The following is an 18,283-nucleotide window of genomic DNA, read 5'->3' on the forward strand; positions in this document are numbered from 1 at the left end:
GGATACGGCGCCGAGCAGCGGTCGAGAGGTCAGTGCGCCGCGTCGGCGAGAACGGACGGCGCACCACCCGCCGCAGCGGGAGGCGCGCTGTCGCTCGTCGACTGGAGCACCAGGTGCGCGCGCTCGTGCCCGCTCCGCAGGCACTCCTGCACGGTCCACCCGCGCAGGAGGCCTGCGAGGTAGCCGCCCGCGAACGCGTCGCCGGCGCCGACCGGCTCGACCACCTCCGTCGGGATCGCGGGCACGAAGATCGGGCCGTCTGCGGAGAACTCGGTGGCGCCGACGTCGCCGTCCTTGACGATCAGCCGTGCCGGTGCGGGGAGGTGCGCGCGCACGTCCTCCGCGGTCCGGCACCCCCAGAGCGTCTCCGCCTCGTCGCGCCCCACGAAGACGATGTCCGCGCGGTTCGCCAGATCGCGGAGGATCGGGGCGGCATCGGCGACCGGCCACAGCCCTTGACGGTGGTTCACATCGAAGCTGAGGAGCGCGCTGCTCGCGGCGACGCGATCGAACACCGCATCGATCATCGCGGCGCAGTCGTCCGAGAGCGCGGGGGTGATCCCCGAGACGTGCACGACCGCCGCCTGCTCGATCGGGATCATCGCGATCGACGCGGAGGTCATCCGCGACGCGGCGGATCCGGCACGGTAGTAGCTGACGCCGCGCCCCGGATCCTTGAAGAAGACTCCGGTGGGCGCGGTCTCATCGAACGACACCCAGCGGGTGTCGATGCCGTGCGACTCGATCTCGCGGCGCACCCGGCGTCCGAGCACGTCGTCTCCGAGCGCGCTCACCCAGGCGGCCGCGCCGCCGAGCGCCGCCACGTGCCCTGCCACGTTGGATTCGGCCCCGCCGACGCGCAGCCGGATGCTCTCCGCATCGAGGAGGGACTCCGCCCGGCTCGGCGTCACCATCGCCATGGTCTCGCCGATCGCGATCAGCGCGGGAACGTCTGCAGTTGCCATTCCGGCATTCTCTCCCACCGAACGCCACTGACGCAACACGCGTTGCATTAGGCGCAACGCTCTCCGCTCCCCGGCGGTCAGCCCAGCTGCTCGGTGAGTTCGAACCAGCGCAGCTCGAGCTCCTCGACCTCGGCCTCCCGCGCGGAGATCTCCTTCATCTTCTCGCCGAGGCCCGCGTAGTCGGACTGATCGTGGTCGGCGAGGGCGTGCTTGGCGCGGTCGATCTGCTCGGCGAGCTTCTGCATGCGGCGCTCCAGGGCGGTCAGCTCCTTCTCCGCGGTGCGACGATCGGCGCCGCTCAGGGCGGGCTCCGCGGCCGGCGCGGACGTGGATGCGGAGGCGGATCCCGCCACAGGCGCCTTCTGGTACGTCTGCTCGAGCGCCCGCAGCCGCAGGTACTCGTCCACCCCGCCCGGCAGGTGCCTGAGCCGCCGGTCCAGGATCGCGTACTGCTGGTCCGTCACGCGCTCCAGGAAGTAGCGGTCGTGGCTCACCACCAGCAGCGTGCCGGGCCAGGAGTCGAGGAGATCCTCGATCGCCGCGAGCATGTCGGTGTCCATGTCGTTCGTGGGCTCGTCGAGGATCATCACGTTGGGCTGATCCAGCAGCACGAGCAGCAGCTGCAGCCGGCGCTGCTGGCCGCCCGAGAGGTCCTTGACGGGCGTGGAGAGCTGCGCCGAGGAGAAGCCGAGCCTCTCCAGCAGCTGTCCCGGCGTCAGTTCGGCCGCCTTGGATCCGGTGCCGAACGTGTACGTCGTGCGCAGCCGGCCGATCACGATGCGCACCGGCTCGTCCCAGACGTCCTGCAGTTCGTCCAGGCGCTGGGTGAGCGTGCGCACCTGCACGGTCTTGCCGTGCTTGACCCGGCCGCTCGTCGGCGCCAGCGTGCCCGCCACGAGGCCGAGCAGGGTCGACTTGCCCGCGCCGTTGACGCCGAGGATGCCGGTGCGCTCCCCCGGCGCGATCCGCCACTCGACATCGCGCAGCACTTCCCGCTCCGGGGTGGACGCGGAGGCGGGGAAGGTGACGCCGGCGTCGATGAGATCGACGACGTCCTTGCCGAGCCGCGAGACGGCGAGCGACTGCAGCCCGATGCGGTCGCGGATCTCAGGCACGTCGGAGATGAGCTCGTTCGCCGCGTCGATGCGGAACTTCGGCTTCGACGTGCGCGCGGGGGCGCCGCGGCGCAGCCAGGCGAGCTCCTTGCGCGCGAGGTTCTGCCGCTTCGCCTCGGTCGCCGCCGACATCCGGTCGCGCTCGACGCGCTGCAGGATGTACGCCGCGTAACCGCCCTCGAACGGCTCGACGATCCGGTCGTGCACCTCCCAGGTCTCGGTGCACACCTCGTCCAGGAACCAGCGATCGTGCGTCACGACCATGAGCGCTCCCTGGTTCGCTGACCAGCGCCTCTTCAGATGCTCGGCGAGCCAGCCGATCGCCTCCACATCGAGGTGGTTGGTGGGCTCGTCGAGCGCGACGATGTCCCAGTCCCCCACGAGCAGCTTCGCCAGCGAGACGCGGCGGCGCTGGCCACCGGAGAGGTCGGCGACGGAGGCGTTCCAGTCCAGGTCGCTCACGAGGCCGTCGATCACGTCGCGGATCTTCGGGTCCCCCGCCCACTCGTGCTCCGGGGTGTCGCCGACGATGGCCCCGCCGACGGTGAGGGCGTCGTCGAGCACGTCCGCCTGGTCGAGCACCCCGATCGTGGTGCCGCCGCGCACGGTCACGCGCCCGGTGTCGGGCTCCAGGCGTCCGGCGAGCATCGCGAGCAGGCTGGACTTGCCGTCGCCGTTGCGGCCGACGATCCCGATCCGGTCCCCCTCTTCGATGCCGAGGGTGACGGAGTCGAAGACGATCCGGGTGGGGAACTCGAGATGGAGGCCTTCGGCCCCGAGGAGATGTGCCATGTCGGATCCAGGGTAGTCGGGCCGCCAGGGATCCCGCCGAGCCCGAAGGGCGCCCGCCGGCTCAGGCCAGGCGCAGGTGCACGATGTCGCCGGCGGCGATGCGGTGCTCGGATCCGTCCGCGGTGACGATCAGGCAGCCGTCCTGACCGAGCCCCGTCGCCTCGCCGACCAGATCGGCACCGCCCGGCAGCATCACGCGCACCGTCCGGCCGAGCGTGACGCAGCGGGCGGCGACGGCGTCGTGCAGACCGCTCGCGACGGCCGAGCCGTGCTCCGAGAGCCCCTCGATCCACCCGTCCAGGCGGGCCAGGTAGCCGGCGACGAGCAGATCGAGATCGGCCTCCACGCCCTCGACGGCGAACGAGGTCGCGGTCTCGACCGGGAGCTGCGCGGCCGACATCGCGGTGTTGACCCCTGACCCGACGATCACGACGTCGGATCCGGTGGCCTCGGCGAGGATGCCGCAGATCTTGCGGTCGCCCACCAGCACGTCGTTCGGCCACTTCACGCCCACGGCGCGCTCCGGCAGCTGAGCGGCGATCGCATCGGCCATCGCGAGGCCCGCCGCGAGCGGGATCCAGCCGCGCTCGGCGACGGGGACCCGCGGCACGCGCAGCAGCACCGACAGTGCCAGCGCGGATCCGGCCGGCGCCGTCCACACGCGGTCGAGGCGGCCACGGCCCGCGACCTGATCCTCGGTGAGGATCGCGGACAGGTGCGGCCAGCCGGCCTCGTCCTCCGCATACGCGCGCAGATCGGCGTTCGTGGATCCGGTCGAGGCGACGATCTCGAGGCGCGCGGCGGCCGCGGTGCTGTGCGGGAAGCTCATCCGGTCACCCTATCCGCGGGGCCCGCAGCGCACGCGGGCGGACCGGCGACGATCAGAGGGTCCGCACAGAGGATCCCGCTCGGGTGTTGTGCCTCTCATCCAACGGACCCCCGGGCCCCGGCGCTAATGTGGAAAGCGTGACGGACACCCCTGACCTCTACACGACCGCCGGCAAGATCGCCGACCTCCGCGCCCGCTACGACGAGGCCGTCGTCGCGGCCGAGGCGAAGGCCAAGGAGAAGCAGCACGCCAAGGGCAAGATGACGGCCCGCGAGCGCATCGAGCTGCTGGTGGACCCCGGCAGCTTCGTCGAGTTCGACGAGTACGTGCGGCACCGCACGACCGCGTTCGGCATGGACAAGAACCGGCCGTACGGCGACTCTGTCGTCACCGGCGTCGGCACCATCAACGGTCGGACCATCGCGGTCTACTCGCAGGACTTCACGACCTTCGGCGGCTCGCTCGGAGAGGTCTCCGGCGACAAGATCATCAAGATCATGGAGTTCGCGCTGCGCAGCGGCGTGCCCATCATCGGCATCCTCGACTCGGGCGGAGCCCGCATCCAGGAGGGCGTGCTCGCGCTCAGCAAGTACGGCGAGATCTTCCGGGCGAACACCCGCTCCTCCGGCGTCATCCCGCAGATCTCCATCATCATGGGCCCGGCCGCGGGCGGCGCCGTGTACGGCCCGGCGCTGACCGACTTCGTGATCATGGTCGACAAGACCAGCCAGATGTTCGTCACCGGGCCCGACGTCATCAAGACCGTCACCGGCGAGGACGTCGGGATGGAGGAGCTCGGCGGTGCCTATACGCACAACACCCGCTCCGGCGTCGCGCACTACCTCGCCGAGGACGAGGACGACGCGATCGACTACGCGCGCACCCTCCTCGGCTTCCTGCCGGACAACAACATGGCGGAGCTGCCGTCGTACTCCAACGACTTCGAGTTCGAGACGACCGATGCGGATCGCACGCTCAACACGCTGATCCCGGACTCCGCGAACCAGCCCTACGACATCCACACCGTCATCGAGCGCGTCGTCGACGACGGCGAGTTCCTCGAGGTGCAGCCGCTGTTCGCGCCGAACATCGTGATCGGCTTCGGCCGCGTCGAGGGCCGCTCGGTCGGCATCATCGCCAACCAGCCCTCGCAGATGGCGGGCACGCTCAACATCGAGGCCGGCGAGAAGGCCAGCCGCTTCGTGCGCTTCTGCGACGCCTTCTCCATCCCGATCGTCACGCTCGTGGACGTGCCGGGCTACCTGCCGGGCACCGACCAGGAGTGGACCGGCGTGATCCGTCGCGGCGCCAAGCTCATCTACGCCTACGCCGAGGCCACCGTGCCCCTCGTGACCGTGATCCTGCGCAAGGCCTATGGCGGCGCCTACATCGTGATGGGCTCCAAGCAGCTCGGGGCGGACGTGAACCTCGCCTGGCCCACGGCCGAGATCGCCGTCATGGGCGGCCAGGGCGCGGTGAACATCCTCTACCGCGGGGAGATCAAGCGCGCGGAGGAGGCCGGCGAGGATGTCGCCGCCGTCCGCACCCGCCTCGCCAACGAGTACACCTACAACGTGACCAGCCCGTTCCTGGCCGCCGAGCGCGGCGAGATCGACGGCGTCATCGAGCCGGCGAACACGCGCGTCTCGATCGCGAAGGCGCTGCGGGCGCTGCGCGGCAAGCGCGCAGAGCTGCCCCCGAAGAAGCACGGGAACATCCCGCTGTGAGCGCGGAGGACGACGGGGCGGTCGAGATCCAGGTGCTGCGCGGCTCCGCCACCGAGGAGGAGCTCGCGGCGCTCATCGCCGTGCTCTCCGAAGCCTTCGTGGCCGAGGAGGCGGATGCCGTGGCCGCCGAGAAGCCGGTGTCGGCCTGGGGCCGCACGCAGCGCGCCCTCAGGGCCCCGCTGCGACGGGACATCCCCTGGGGCCGCTTCTCCGGCTGACCGCGCCTCCTGCGCAGGAGAGCGGGCTTCTGGGGGCCTCCGACGGGATTTTCACCTCGGTCTGGATTTGTCCCCCAAAATACCTACAGACATCCCTCTTGCAACCCGGAAGACTCTTTCTTGCAACGCTTCGCGTTCGACCGGATCTCTGCCACAGGGTAGGCAGACGATCTCCGGTCTCCGCGGACAGTTTTCGGGTAACTGTTCCGCACCTGGCGAGGGGTGGGCGGCTTCGCCGCCCCTCGCCCTTTCTTTTGCCCGCACGCTGATCCGGACGGCCTCAGGCAGACCGATCATCGGTTGCGAGTGCACGCGCCGGTCATTGCGGGGGCGTGCGAGAGATCACTCCTCGCGCGAGCGCGGGATCTCGTGCCACAGCTCGACGGAGTCCTCGTCGGAGGACTCCCCCGCCGCGGAGCGTCCGACCACGGTGACCGCGATCCGTGCGTCCCTCGGCGCGCGGATGATGAGCCGCGCGGAGGACGAGTCCGCGAGCACGTCCGCCAGCTCCTCGCGGATCAGGCCCTTGGTCTGCTCGTCGAGTCCCTCCAGCCCGCCGTCGTCGAACACGGTCACGGTGGCGCCCCTCGCGCGCGCCGTCTCGATCGCCGCGCGGGCGCGCTCGTTGAGCAGCTCTCCGCCGCGGATCTCGTCGCGGAGCCGCCCCTCGGAAAGATGCGCCTCCTGCCGCTCCTCGACGGACAGGTCGCCCCGGGTCGCGATGACCCTGGCGAGGATCGGACCCGCGACCGCGAGCGCGTACTGGACGCGTTCGCGGCGCTCGCGCTGACGCACGGTCTGGGTCGCCTGCCAGGCCGACGCCGCCTGCTGGATCCCCGCGAGGCGATCGGTGTCCCGCACAGCGCGCCGCCAGAAGGCGACCAGCAGCTGGGCGATCACCATCCACACCGTGGATCCGACGAGCCCGAGACCGAGCGAGTCGAGGATGCCGATCCACAGCGTCGACGCGATCGTGAGCAGGAGCAGCACCAGCCATCCGGCGAGCGGGCGGCGGCGCACGATGCAGACCACGCCGATCAGGCCCACGGAGCCGATGTACCAGGTGGCGTAGGGAGCGCGCAGCGCGGCCGGATCCAGGCCGAGGTTGCTCAGCTGCGGGATCGCGATGGCGGAGGCGAGCGCCAGGGCGGCGGCCCAGCGCGGCATCTTCACCGCGCGAGCGGCGCCGACGATGGCGATCACGGCGAAGGACACGAGGTAGATCAGGACTGCGAGCAGCACGAGCAGCGGACGCGGCGGCGGCGAGGTCCACCACAGCGCTCGCGCGGAGAAGTAGCAGGCGAACACGAGCGCGAGCCCGGTCGCGACGATGCGGACGGTGAGCCTCATATCCGCGACCAGCCCAGCGTGACGACCGTGCCGTGACGGTCGGAGTCGATCGTGGCGCTGCCTCCGACCGCCGTCATCCTGGCGAGGATCGAGGCGCGGATCCCGAGCCGGTCGGCACCGACCTGAGAGGGGTCGAATCCGCTGCCCGTGTCGCTGACCTTGACGGTGAGTCCCGTGTCGCCGTGCCCCTCGACCACCACGGCGAGCCCGCGCGCGGAGGCGTGCGCGACCGCATTGCCGATCGCCTGCCGTGCCGCGAGCGCCATCGCGCGGGCGACGCGGTCGGGGACGGCGCCGTGGCCGAACTGCTCGACCTCGATCGTGAGCCCCATCTGCGTCACGGCGTGGCGCAGGTCCTCGGCGAGCAGCGCGACCTCCACTGGCTCGTCGCTGCCCTCCTGCGCGGGGGCCTCGGCGTTCGCGAGGCGGGTCAGGGCCTCCCTCGCCATGTCCATCGCGAGGGCGCGCTCGCGGTCGGTGCCCGCGCGCTCGGCCGCGATCAGCGCCGCCAGCACGCTGTCGTGCATGAGCGCCGCCACGGCGACGCGCTCGTGCTCGACCGCCTCGGCGGAGGCGGCCTCGGTGTAAAGCGCGACCGCGCGCCCCCTGGCGTCGTCGACGCCGTTCGCGACCGAACGGAACATCCAGCCCAGGGCGACCAGCACGAGCCCGAGGATCAGCGTGAAGGACACGTCGAACGCCGTGACGATCCAGAAGTCCGGTCCGAAGTCGCCCTGCATGAGTCGCACGGTGCCGTAGATGAACGGGCCGACAAGCGCCCACGCGACCTGCACGCCGAGCGGGAACGCGACGACCGCCGCGACGCCGGCCACGTTGACGAGGAAGAAGATCCACGGCTGCTCCGTGGGCACCACGTTCTTGTGGGTCGCCACGAACGGCCACAGCAGCAGGTCGATGAGATACGCGACGAAGAAGATCCCGGCTGTCAGGCGCACCCCGCGCCCGAGCGTGCAGCACACGAGCATCGCGAGCCACGGCACGAACACCACCGCCATCATCGCGAGGTGCGACGCATCGACGACCTGCAGCGTGACGAGCGCGGTGACGAGTGCCTGGGTCCCCAGCGCGAGCGCGCCGACCCCGACGACGATCGCGATGATGCGCTCCATCCGCCGTCCGGCGAAGCGCTCCAGTTCCTGGCCGACCTCGCCGGGCGTGGGGATCTTCTCCCACGCCTCTCTGAGACCCTGATCCGCGGACACGCGTCAGCCCCTCGGCTGCGGCGCCGGGATGGCGCTCACCGCGGCCGGTGCGCCGCGCTGCCCGCTCGGTTCAGGAGACACCCTGCGGATCCTCCTGCGCCGTCTCCACGATGCCGTCCTCCATCGCGCGCCGCAGCAGGTCGACCTTGGTGGGGGCAGGCCGCCCCACCTCGACGTACTTGACCCTGATCCGGGTGATGTTCTCCTTGGCCGTCGAGTAGGCGACGCCGAGCCGCTCCGCCACGACCTTGAGCGGCAGGCCCGTCGCGTAGAGGCGGAGCACTTCGCGCTCGCGGGTGGACAGCTGCGCGTCCGCGAAAGCCGTGTCGCCGTCGACCGCGTTCGCCCACTCTACGTTGTTCAGGGCCTCGCCCCGCGCGACCGTGCGCACGGCGGCGATCACGTCGTCCAGCGGCGAGGACTTGCTGATGACCCCCGCGGCCCCTGCGGCGAGCGCCTCGCGCACCGAGACCGGCCGGTCGGCGACGCTGTGGATGACCACGCTGGAGCCGTCGACGACGAGCCGGGTGACGTTCTCCGTCACGGTCGTGCCGTCGCCCAGGGTGAGATCGAGCACAACGACGTCGGCGGGAGCATTGCCCGCGCGGCTTCGTGCATCGAGGTACTCCGCCACGCCGGCGCCCGCGAAGACGACGTCGAAGGACGCCCGCTCGAGCGCGGCGGCGAGTCCCAGACGAACGGACTCGTGGTCGTCGATCAGGGCTACGCTGCTCACGGTCTCACCCTATCCCGCCCCGACGCGGCTCACCGCGTGAGGAGGGCCACCGTCTCCAGGTGGTGGGAGTGCGGGAACAGGTCGAAGGCGCGGAGTGCGCGCGGCTCGTATCCCAGGCCCCGGAACGTGGCGAGATCCCGGGCGAGGGCGACCGGGTCGCAGGCCACGTAGGCGATCGCCGCCGGATCCAGCGCGGCGACGTCCTCGACGACGGCCCGTCCGGCGCCGGAACGGGGCGGGTCCAGGATCACGGCGCCGCCGGCGACGCCCTCGGTCGCCGCGTCGTCGGCGCGCAGGAAGCGGTCCACACGCGCGGTGACCGCCTGAACGCCGAGATCGCGCAGGTTCGCGGCCGCATGCCGGGTGGCGCGAGGGGCGGATTCGACGGTGGTGATCCGCCGCGCGCCGAGCCGCGCCAGAGTGGCCGAGAACAGGCCGACGCCGCCGTACAGGTCGAGGTGCATCGCGTCAGCATCGATCTGCCCGTCGAGCAGCTCGGCGACGGCCCCGTCGAGGAGTCCCGCGGCGGCCGGATGGATCTGCCAGAAGCCATCGGCGTCGAGCGTGAAGGAGCGCTCACCGACGCGCTCGACGATGGTCTCCGGTGCGGGGCGCCGCGGCCCGCGACGCCGGGCGCCGTGCGCGACGCGCTCCGCCTCGGTGCGGAGCACGCGGCGCACTTCGCCGTCGGAGGGCTCGACGAGCTCGATCCGGCCTTCCGGCAGCCCGCGCAGCTCGCGCGCGGCCGCGCCGATCGCGGGGCGGGCGAGCACGTGCTCGGCGACCGGCACCACGCGGTGGCTGCGCGCGGCGTAGGGGCCGATCCGCCCCTCCCCGTCCACGTGCAGGGTGACCCTGGTGCGCCAGTTCTCGTCGGTTCCCGTGGCCTCGACCTCCGGAGCGTCGATCCCTCCCCCGGCGAAGCGGTCCAGCGCCTCCTGCAGCACCCGGCGCTTGAGCACGCGCTGGTGCCCGATCTCGATGTGCCCGAGGTCCGCGCCGCCCGGCCGCTGCTCCGGTGCGCGCGACACATCGGCCTCCGGCCACACGTGCGGGCGCCGGTGCTCCGACGCGTCGAGCACCTCGACGGTCTCGGCCCGCCAGAACGAGCGCTTGTCGGGACCGTCGGCCCCCGAGCCCGCCGAAGGGTCGGTCAGCCGCGCCCGGACGCGCTCACCGGGGATCGCATCCGAGACGAACACCACGCGCCCCTCATGCCGGGCGATGAAGACGCCGCCGTGCGCGATGGCGGTCACGTCGAGGTCGAGAAGAGCGCCCTCGGACGCGTCGGTCCCTGAGCGGGTCGAAGGGTCGGTCACCCCTCGATCATCCCAGACCTGGGCGATCGCCCGCCGCCGGATCCGGATCCGCGATCGCCGCACCGCTAGCGTGGACTCATGCGCGTGTGCCTCGCCTCCACCTCGCCCGCCCGGCTCGCTCTGCTGCGGCAGAGCGGCATCGAACCGCTGTGTCTGAGTCCCGATGTGGACGAGGACGCGGTCGCCGCCGCCGAAGCGGACCGCCTCGGCAGGCCGCTCGCGCCGGAGGAGGTCGTGCTGCTGCTCGGGCGCGCGAAGGCCGCCGACATCGCCGCGCGGATCCATGACGCGCATCCGGACTTCGAGGGGATCGTGATCGGCGGCGACTCGATGTTCGAGCTCGACGGCGAGGTGCACGGCAAGCCGCACACTCCGGAGCGCGCGCTCGCGCGCTGGCACGCCATGCGCGGCAGGACCGGCGTGCTGCACTCCGGGCACAGCGTCATCCTGGTGCGCCCCGGCGCACCCGCCGAAGAGGCGCACGCGGTCGCCGAGGCCGCCGTGACGTTCGCCGCCGACATCGATGACGCCGAGCTCGAACGGTACGTCGCCACCGGGGAGCCCCTGCTCGTGGCGGGCGCCTTCACCGTGGACAGCCTGGGCGGCGCCTTCATCGAGCGGGTCGACGGCGATCCCTCCACGGTCGTCGGCATGTCGCTGTCCACTCTCCGGCACCTCACCGGAAGGCTCGGGATCCGTTGGACCGACCTGTGGAACGCGGTGCCGCGGTCCTCCTGAGCCGGCTCCCGGAGGACCCGGTTCGTAGGATCCGGGACGTGATCCGCGCCGATTCTTGTGGAGAGTCGTCAAAAATATCGGCGGCGCTGTCGATAGGCTGACATTCATGCCTGACATCGCCAAGGTGCTCGTCGCCAACCGCGGCGAGATCGCCGTCCGCATCATCCGCGCCGCGCGCGACTCCGGTCTCTCCTCCGTCGCCGTCTACGCAGACCAGGACCGTGATGCCATGCACACGCGCCTGGCCGACGAGGCCTACGCCCTCGACGGATCCACGAGCGCCGAGACCTACCTGCAGATCGACAAGATCCTGTCGGTGGCCCGCCGCGCCGGGGCCGACGCCGTGCACCCCGGCTACGGCTTCCTCGCCGAGAACGCCGCCTTCGCCCGTGCCGTGATCGGCGCCGGCATGGTGTGGATCGGCCCGTCCCCCGAGGCCATCGAGGCGCTGGGCGACAAGGTCACCGCGCGCCACGTCGCCGAGAAGGTGGGCCTGCCCATCGCGATCAAGGCCGCCTACGGCGGCGGCGGACGCGGCCTCAAGGTCGCGCGCGAGCTCGACGAGGTCGCCGAGATGTTCGAGTCCGCCACCCGCGAGGCCGTCGCCGCCTTCGGTCGCGGCGAGTGCTTCGTGGAGAAGTACCTCGACAAGCCGCGCCACGTCGAGACCCAGTGCCTCGCCGACGCCGAGGGCAACGTCGTCGTCATCTCGACGCGCGACTGCTCGCTGCAGCGCCGCCACCAGAAGCTCGTCGAGGAGGCGCCCGCGCCGTTCCTCACCGAGGAGCAGAACGCCCTGCTGTACTCGGCGTCCAAGGCCATCCTCAAGGAGGTCGGCTACGTCGGCGCGGGAACCTGCGAGTTCCTCATCGGCGCCGACGGCACGGTGTCCTTCCTCGAGGTGAACACCCGCCTGCAGGTCGAGCACCCCGTCTCCGAGGAGGTCACCGGCATCGACCTCGTCCGCGAGCAGTTCCGCATCGCGGCCGGCGGTACCATCGACTACGACGACCCCGCCCCGCAGGGCCACTCGATCGAGTTCCGCATCAACGGCGAGGATCCCGGCCGGGGCTTCCTGCCGCAGCCCGGACCGATCCACGTCTTCAAGACCTTCGGCGGCCCCGGCCTGCGCCTGGACTCCGGTGTGACCGCGGGCGATGTCGTCTCCGGCGCGTTCGATTCCCTGCTCGCGAAGATCATCGTGACCGGCAAGGACCGTGCAGAGGCGCTCGAGCGCTCGCGTCGTGCGCTCGACGAGTTCGAGGTCTCCGGCCTGCCGACCGTGCTGCCGTTCCACCGCAAGGTCGTGAACGACCCCGCCTTCACCGCCGAGGACGGCCGCTTCGGCGTCTACACGCGCTGGATCGAGACCGAGTTCGTCAACGACATCCCCGCGTGGGACGGCGAGCTGGAGGCCGCGGCCGAGCCCAAGGGCCGGCACACGGTCGTCGTCGAGGTCGCCGGCAAGCGCCTCGAGGTCAGCCTGCCCGACCGCGTCGCCGCCTCCGTCGTGGGCACGGGCGGGCGCCCCGCGGCGGTGCCGCCGTCGCGTCGCAGCCACGCCAAGACCGTGAACGCGGGCGCGTCCGGCGATGCGGTGAAGTCGCCGATGCAGGCGACGGTCGTCAAGGTCGCCGTCGAGGAGGGGCAGCAGGTCGTCAAGGGCGATCTTGTGGTCGTGCTCGAGGCGATGAAGATGGAGCAGCCGCTGCAGGCGCACAAGGACGGCGTCATCGGCAACATCAACGCCGATGCCGGCGCGACCGTGTCGGCCGGCCACCAGCTCCTCACGATCAGCTGACCGGATCCTCGGCCCGCGAAGGGCCCCAACGACGAAGAAGCGGCGCTCCCCTGAGGGGGCGCCGCTTCTTCGCGTCAGCGTCAGTTCGCGATGTAGACCTGGTGCATCGCGCGGGTCGCGTCGGTGATGCTGCTCGTGATCGACGGGTAGGCGGCGAACACGCGCGACACCTGGTCGACGTTGAGACGGCGCTCCACGGCGATCGCGAGCGGGTAGATCAGCTCCGAGGCGCGCGGCGCGACGATCACGGCGCCGATGACCGTGCCGGATCCCTTGCGCGCGATGATCTTGACGAAACCGTCGCGGATCCCCTGCATCTTGGCGCGCGGGTTGGCGGCGAGAGGCAGCTTGTAGGCGATGCCGTCGGCCACGCCGTCCTCGATGTCCTTCTCGGAGAAGCCGATCGTCGCGATCTCCGGGGCGGTGAAGATGTTCGCCGTGATCTTGAGCTTCTCGAGCGGGATCACGATGTCGCCGAGGGCATGGAACACGGCCGTGCGGCCCTGCATCGAGGCGACGGAGGCGAGCGGGAAGAAGTTCGTGCAGTCGCCGACCGCGTAGATGTTGGAGACCGACGTCCGCGCGACCCTGTTGACGCGGATGTGGCCCGACGCGGTCAGCTCGACGCCGACGTCCTCGAGGCCGATCCCCGCCGTGTTCGGGATGGATCCGACCGCCATCAGGCAGTGGCTGCCCTCGACCGTGCGCCCGTCCGAGAGCGTCACGGTGACGCCGTCCCCGGTGCGCTCGACCTTGTCGGCGCGCGACTTGGACAGCACCTGCATCCCGCCGCGCTTGAAGACCTTCTCGAGCACGTGCGCCGCATCCTGGTCCTCGCCGGGGAGCACCTGGTCGCGGCTGGAGATCAGGGTGACCTTCGCGCCGAGGTTCATGTACGCGGAGGCGAACTCGGCGCCGGTGACGCCGGAGCCGACCACGATGAGATGCTCGGGCAGCGTCTTCATGTCGTACAGCTGCGTCCAGGTGAGGATCCGCTCGCCGTCCGGCTTGGCCGAGTCCAGCTCGCGCGGGGACGCCCCCACGGCGACGATGAGGGTGTCGGCCTCCACGCGGTCGAACTCGGTGCCGTCCACGGACGTCGCGACGACGATCGCGTTCGGGCCGTCCAGGCGACCGTGGCCGGAGAGGATCGTCACGCCCGCGTCGAGCAGCGTCGTGCGCATGTCCTCGGACTGCTGCCCGGCGAGCGCCATCAGGCGCTTGTTCACGGCGGCGAGGTTGATCGCGACCTGCGGCTTGAGCGGCTTGCCCTCCGCGCCCTTCGCGTAGAACTGCACGCCGAGGTCGGTGGCCTCGCTGATCGCGACGGCCGCGTCCGCCGTGGCGATCAGGCTCTTGGAGGGCACCACGTCGGTGAGCACGGCGGATCCGCCCACGCCGACCCGTTCGACGAGCGTCACCTCCGCTCCGAGCTGTGCTGCGGCGAGCGCCGCCTCGTAACCGCCGGGACCGCCACCGAGCACGGCGACACGCTGAGAGCGCTCGAACATCAAGGTCATGGGATCCATTCTTCCGCATCCGCACGGCGCGGACGATCCGGGCGAGCGCTGCTCTTCCGCGCCCTCCTCGCCCGCTCGGGGTGCGGGGCCGTATCCTCGATCTCATGGCTGACTGGAACCACCCCCTCGACGACCCGAGTGCCGACCCCTTCGCGATCGCTGCAGAGGCCGCCTCCGACATCCACCGGCTCACCGGCGTCGAGCGTCATGACATCGCCGTCACCCTCGGCTCCGGCTGGGGCAAGGCCGCGGAGCTCATCGGCGAGACCGTCGCGACCATCCCCGCCACCGAGGTCACCGGCTTCTCCAAGCCCGCGCTGGAGGGTCACGTCGGCACGCTCCGCAGCATCGTCACCCCCGGCGGGAAGAACGTGCTCGTGATCGGAGCGCGCACCCACTACTACGAGGGCCACGGCGTCCGCCGCGTCGTGCACAGCGTGCGCACCGCCGCCGCCACGGGCGCTGCGACCATGGTGCTCACCAACGGCGCCGGCGGCATCCGCGAGACCTGGAAGCCCGGGCAGCCGGTGCTGATCAGCGACCACCTCAACCTCACCGCGGATTCGCCGCTCGAAGGCGCGACCTTCATCGACCTCACCGACCTGTACAGCGCGCGACTGCGCGACCTCGCCCGCACGATCGACCCGAGCCTCGATGAGGGCGTCTACACGCAGTTCCGCGGCCCGCACTACGAGACCCCCGCCGAAGTGCAGATGGCGAAGGCCATGGGCGGCCACATCGTCGGCATGTCCACCGCGCTCGAGGCGATCGCGGCGCGGCAGGCCGGCATGGAGATCCTCGGCTTCTCGCTCATCACGAACCTCGCCGCGGGGATCCAGAAGACGCCGCTCAGCCACGCCGAGGTGATCGAGGCCGGCCGGGAGGCGGAGCCCGTCATCTCGGATCTGCTCGCCCGCGTGATCGGGGCGCTGTGAGCGCGCAGGAGGCGACGCTGCTCACGCAGGCACGCGCCTGGCTGCGTCAGGATCCCGACCCGGAGACCCGGGACGAGCTCGCCGGTCTCATCACGAGCGCCGGTTCCGGTGACGAGGCGGCCGTCGCCGACCTCGCCGACCGCTTCTCCACGCGTCTCGCCTTCGGCACCGCCGGGCTGCGCGGCGAGCTCGCCGCCGGTTCGAACCGGATGAACCGGGTGCTCGTGGCGCAGGCCGCCGCGGGCTTCGCCGCGTACCTGTCCGAGAAGGCGTCGGCGGGAACGCCGACCGTCGTCATCGGGTACGACGGGCGCAAGAACTCCCGCGTGTTCGCGAAGGACTCGGCCGAGATCTTCGCCGGCGCGGGGCTGCGGGCGATCCTGCTGCCGCGGCTGCTGCCGACCCCGGTGCTCGCGTTCGCCGTGCGGCACCTCGGCGCGGACGCCGGTGTGATGGTGACCGCGAGCCACAACCCGCCGAACGACAACGGCTACAAGGTGTACCTCGGCGGCGCGGACCAGGGCTCGCAGATCGTCGCGCCCGCCGACGCCGAGATCGCCGCGCACATCCAGCAGGTCGCCGACCACGGGGACGTACGGGCGATCCCGCGCTCCGAGGCCTACGAGACCGCCGGCGAGGACATCGTCGAGGCGTACGTCACGGCGACCGCCGCCGTGGCGCCGGCTCCGGTCGGCACCGCGGGGCTGCGCTGGGTCTACACCGCCATGCACGGGGTGGGCTGGGAGACGTTCTCCCGCATCATCGGCGACGCCGGCTACCCCGCACCGTGGACGGTGAGCGAGCAGCGCGACCCCGATCCCACCTTCCGCACCGTCTCCTTCCCCAATCCGGAGGAGCCCGGCGCCATGGACCTCGCGTTCGCGAAGGCGCGCACGCTGGGCGCAGAGCTCGTGATCGCGAACGACCCCGATGCGGACCGGCTCGCGGTCGGCATCCCCGACGAGACCGCCGAGGGCGGCTGGCGCCGGCTCACCGGCAACGAGGTCGGCCTGCTGCTCGGCTGGCGCGCCGCGCGCGCGGCCACGGCGGATGGTCCCGCCGCGCCGGGGACGTCGCTGGCGTGCTCGCTCGTGTCCTCCCCCGCACTCGGCGCGGTCGCCGCGCGGTACGGGCTGGACTTCCACGAGACCCTCACCGGCTTCAAGTGGATCTCCCGTGCTCCCGGCATCGCATTCGGCTACGAGGAGGCCCTGGGCTATCTGGTGAACCCGGAGACGGTGCGCGACAAGGACGGCATCTCCGCCGCGGTCGCCCTGCTCGGGCTTGCCGCCGAAGCGCGCGGACGCGATGCGACGCTCGTGGATCTGCTCGAGGAGGTCGCCGCCGAGGTGGGTCACTTCGCGAGCGGCCAGGTGTCGATCCGCGTCGACGACGTCGCCGTGATCGGCCGGATCATGGCCGCACTGCGGCAGGATCCCCCCGCCGCCTTCGGCGAGACCGCGATCTCGTCTGTCGAGGATCTGCTCACGGCCGCCGAGGGCGCGCCCGCCGGCGACGTGCTGCGCTACCGTCTCGCCGACGGCTCCCGGGTGATCGTGCGCCCGAGCGGCACCGAGCCCAAGCTCAAGGTGTACCTCGACGCGCGCGCGGACTCGGGCGAGGCGGCCCACGCCGCCGTCGCCGCGCTGGACGCCGCGATCCGCGAGTTGCTCGCCCGCCTCGGCTGAGCCGGGCCGCCCGGCCTCACTCCCTCCGGGCCCCCCGGTTTTGGGGCGCGCTTCGACGGTTTGGGGCGCGTCCCACCGTGTTTTCCGGGCCTGACGCGCCCCAAAACGGATGAACGCGCCCCAAACCGGTCGCCCCTTGCCTCGGCTCGGGGGGACCTCGCCCCGGATCCGGCGGCACGTCGTACGCGTTCCTCCACGGCCCTGACTCGGTTTGGGGCGTGATTCTTTGGTTCGGGGCGCGTTGCACACCGAAATCGGGGCACGGCGCGCCCCAAAACGGAGTCACGCGCCCCAAACGATCGGACTCGCTACCAGACCGGCCGATCACGCCCCCGGATCACGCGGGCCGGATACCGAACGCGGCGAGACGCCGTCCCAGCACGAGGGCCGTCTCGATGTGTCCCCAGCCCCACCGCGCGAGCCTGCGCTGCGTGGCGCCTCGGATCCAGTCCTCGCGCTGCTTCTCCTCGTCGAGCACCTCTGCGCCGCTCCGCCCCGCGAGCATCCCCGCATCGGCGTACTTGACCGCGCCGTCGAACTCGCCGAAGGCCCGTGCCGCGGGATCATCGAGCGCGAAGTCCACGAAGTACGAACCGTGGGGCCCTGGCACTTCGACCTGAAGCCGGATGCTCCGGAATCCGAGCTCGACGAGTCGGATCCGGCTGATGCTCTCTCCGGGGAGCTGCGCCCTGCCGTCGGCGAACGCCAGAACCCGATCCGCGCGGTGCCGCCCGTGCGCGAATCGGTGCGCGATGCCGTGGGCGGCGCCGAGGAACGCTCTCGCCTCGTCCTCGTCGTAGATTCCAGGTCCCGGCACGCAGCGTGCACGCAGCGCCGCGTCCGCCACCACCACCGCGCTCTCGAAGCCCGCCGTGCGAACGACGTCCGCGACGGTGCGTTCGAGCGTCGTGCAGCGCAGTCCGCGGATCTCGACGATCTCCTCCTCGGGTACGGATCCGCGATGCCGGATCGTCCCGACCGCGGATCCGGGACGCGCGTGCGACACGGTGAGATGCACGCGCGTGCGATCGGGGCGGAACAGCGGAAGCCCGTGCAGCGCGGCGGCGGTCTCGTGCGAGAACACGGCGTCGTCCGCGATCAGCCCGAGCGCATGCGCACGGGCGATGACCCGCCCCTCGGTCGACGCAGCGGCCCAGTCCTGCCGATGCGCGTAGACGCCGGGCCGGATCCGCTCCAGGTCCCGGCCGTCGTCCGCCACGCGGTCGCCCGTCTTCGTGCGGCGGATGCGTCCGAGCTCTGCGGCGTGATGCACCGCGGGGATGAGGAGGGTCATCGCCCCATCCTGAGGCGCGGGTCCGCGTCTCCT

The 18,283-nt window shown here is 71.6% G+C and carries 15 protein-coding genes; 6 read left to right on the forward strand and 9 right to left on the reverse strand.

The window, feature by feature from the left end:
* Positions 1–29: 29 nt before the first annotated feature.
* From CQ044_RS10105 to CQ044_RS10115, 3 genes are all read right to left on the reverse strand, one after another.
* Entirely contained in the window at positions 30–965 is a 936-nt protein-coding gene (locus tag CQ044_RS10105; RefSeq protein WP_105688349.1) for a sugar kinase, read from the reverse strand.
* 77 nt (positions 966–1,042) lie between these two features.
* Positions 1,043–2,872 carry an ABC-F family ATP-binding cassette domain-containing protein gene (locus CQ044_RS10110; RefSeq protein WP_105688350.1) on the reverse strand — a complete coding sequence of 610 codons (1,830 nt, stop codon included), beginning with the start codon at positions 2,870–2,872 and terminating at the stop codon, positions 1,043–1,045.
* Between the two features lie 61 nt (positions 2,873–2,933).
* Entirely contained in the window at positions 2,934–3,701 is a 768-nt protein-coding gene (locus tag CQ044_RS10115; protein WP_105688351.1) for a biotin--[acetyl-CoA-carboxylase] ligase, read from the reverse strand.
* 128 nt (positions 3,702–3,829) lie between these two features.
* On the opposite strand from CQ044_RS10115, the gene CQ044_RS10120 reads away from it, so the two are divergent.
* Entirely contained in the window at positions 3,830–5,428 is a 1,599-nt protein-coding gene (locus CQ044_RS10120; RefSeq protein ID WP_105688352.1) for an acyl-CoA carboxylase subunit beta, read from the forward strand.
* A complete protein-coding gene (locus CQ044_RS10125; RefSeq protein ID WP_105688353.1) occupies positions 5,425–5,646 on the forward strand; it encodes an acyl-CoA carboxylase subunit epsilon in 222 nt (73 codons plus the stop codon). The genes CQ044_RS10120 and CQ044_RS10125 overlap by 4 nt, the downstream gene beginning before the upstream one ends.
* Before the next feature lie 342 nt (positions 5,647–5,988).
* On the opposite strand, the gene CQ044_RS10130 is transcribed toward CQ044_RS10125, so the two are convergent.
* From CQ044_RS10130 to CQ044_RS10145, 4 genes are all read right to left on the reverse strand, one after another.
* Positions 5,989–6,996, reverse strand: coding sequence for a hypothetical protein (locus tag CQ044_RS10130; RefSeq protein ID WP_105688354.1), 1,008 nt, complete (start codon positions 6,994–6,996; stop codon positions 5,989–5,991).
* Positions 6,993–8,219 (reverse strand): sensor histidine kinase, encoded by a 1,227-nt coding sequence (locus CQ044_RS10135; protein WP_105688355.1) that lies wholly within the window; start codon positions 8,217–8,219, stop codon positions 6,993–6,995. The genes CQ044_RS10130 and CQ044_RS10135 overlap by 4 nt, the downstream gene beginning before the upstream one ends.
* Before the next feature lie 70 nt (positions 8,220–8,289).
* Positions 8,290–8,955, reverse strand: coding sequence for a response regulator transcription factor (locus CQ044_RS10140; protein WP_105688356.1), 666 nt, complete (start codon positions 8,953–8,955; stop codon positions 8,290–8,292).
* Between the two features lie 29 nt (positions 8,956–8,984).
* Complete coding sequence (locus CQ044_RS10145; protein ID WP_105688357.1) at positions 8,985–10,274, reverse strand: class I SAM-dependent RNA methyltransferase; 1,290 nt, start codon at positions 10,272–10,274, stop codon at positions 8,985–8,987.
* 78 nt (positions 10,275–10,352) lie between these two features.
* On the opposite strand from CQ044_RS10145, the gene CQ044_RS10150 reads away from it, so the two are divergent.
* Both CQ044_RS10150 and CQ044_RS10155 read left to right on the forward strand, forming a co-directional pair.
* Complete coding sequence (locus CQ044_RS10150) at positions 10,353–11,012, forward strand: nucleoside triphosphate pyrophosphatase (RefSeq protein WP_105688358.1); 660 nt, start codon at positions 10,353–10,355, stop codon at positions 11,010–11,012.
* A gap of 106 nt (positions 11,013–11,118) precedes the next feature.
* On the forward strand, positions 11,119–12,813 hold the full coding sequence (locus CQ044_RS10155; protein ID WP_105688359.1) for a biotin carboxylase N-terminal domain-containing protein: 1,695 nt from the start codon (positions 11,119–11,121) through the stop codon (positions 12,811–12,813).
* Positions 12,814–12,893: 80 nt separating this feature from the next.
* Here CQ044_RS10155 and CQ044_RS10160 read toward each other — a convergent pair whose 3' ends face one another.
* A complete protein-coding gene (locus tag CQ044_RS10160) occupies positions 12,894–14,342 on the reverse strand; it encodes an NAD(P)H-quinone dehydrogenase (RefSeq protein ID WP_045270837.1) in 1,449 nt (482 codons plus the stop codon).
* Between the two features lie 95 nt (positions 14,343–14,437).
* On the opposite strand from CQ044_RS10160, the gene CQ044_RS10165 reads away from it, so the two are divergent.
* Positions 14,438–15,268 carry a purine-nucleoside phosphorylase gene (locus tag CQ044_RS10165; RefSeq protein ID WP_105688360.1) on the forward strand — a complete coding sequence of 277 codons (831 nt, stop codon included), beginning with the start codon at positions 14,438–14,440 and terminating at the stop codon, positions 15,266–15,268.
* Positions 15,265–16,956, forward strand: coding sequence for a phospho-sugar mutase (locus CQ044_RS10170; protein ID WP_105688361.1), 1,692 nt, complete (start codon positions 15,265–15,267; stop codon positions 16,954–16,956). Before CQ044_RS10165 ends, CQ044_RS10170 begins: the two co-directional genes overlap by 4 nt.
* Positions 16,957–17,293: 337 nt before the next feature.
* Here the strand turns inward: CQ044_RS10170 and CQ044_RS10175 are convergent, their stop codons facing one another.
* A complete protein-coding gene (locus CQ044_RS10175; RefSeq protein ID WP_105688362.1) occupies positions 17,294–18,250 on the reverse strand; it encodes a hypothetical protein in 957 nt (318 codons plus the stop codon).
* Positions 18,251–18,283: the final 33 nt, after the last annotated feature.

Origin of the sequence: Microbacterium sp. MYb64 (assembly GCF_002979495.1) — a bacterium.
In the GTDB taxonomy this organism is placed as follows: Bacteria; Actinomycetota; Actinomycetes; order Actinomycetales; family Microbacteriaceae; genus Microbacterium; species Microbacterium azadirachtae_A.

Coding starts and splice junctions, on each gene's coding strand:
- CQ044_RS10105 (WP_105688349.1), bottom strand. CDS start 965: ATGGCAACTGCAGACGTTCCCGCGCTGATCGCGATCGGCGAGACCATG.
- CQ044_RS10110 (WP_105688350.1), bottom strand. CDS start 2,872: ATGGCACATCTCCTCGGGGCCGAAGGCCTCCATCTCGAGTTCCCCACC.
- CQ044_RS10115 (WP_105688351.1), bottom strand. CDS start 3,701: ATGAGCTTCCCGCACAGCACCGCGGCCGCCGCGCGCCTCGAGATCGTC.
- CQ044_RS10130 (WP_105688354.1), bottom strand. CDS start 6,996: ATGAGGCTCACCGTCCGCATCGTCGCGACCGGGCTCGCGCTCGTGTTC.
- CQ044_RS10150 (WP_105688358.1), top strand. CDS start 10,353: ATGCGCGTGTGCCTCGCCTCCACCTCGCCCGCCCGGCTCGCTCTGCTG.
- CQ044_RS10155 (WP_105688359.1), top strand. CDS start 11,119: ATGCCTGACATCGCCAAGGTGCTCGTCGCCAACCGCGGCGAGATCGCC.
- CQ044_RS10160 (WP_045270837.1), bottom strand. CDS start 14,342: ATGGATCCCATGACCTTGATGTTCGAGCGCTCTCAGCGTGTCGCCGTG.
- CQ044_RS10165 (WP_105688360.1), top strand. CDS start 14,438: ATGGCTGACTGGAACCACCCCCTCGACGACCCGAGTGCCGACCCCTTC.
- CQ044_RS10175 (WP_105688362.1), bottom strand. CDS start 18,250: ATGACCCTCCTCATCCCCGCGGTGCATCACGCCGCAGAGCTCGGACGC.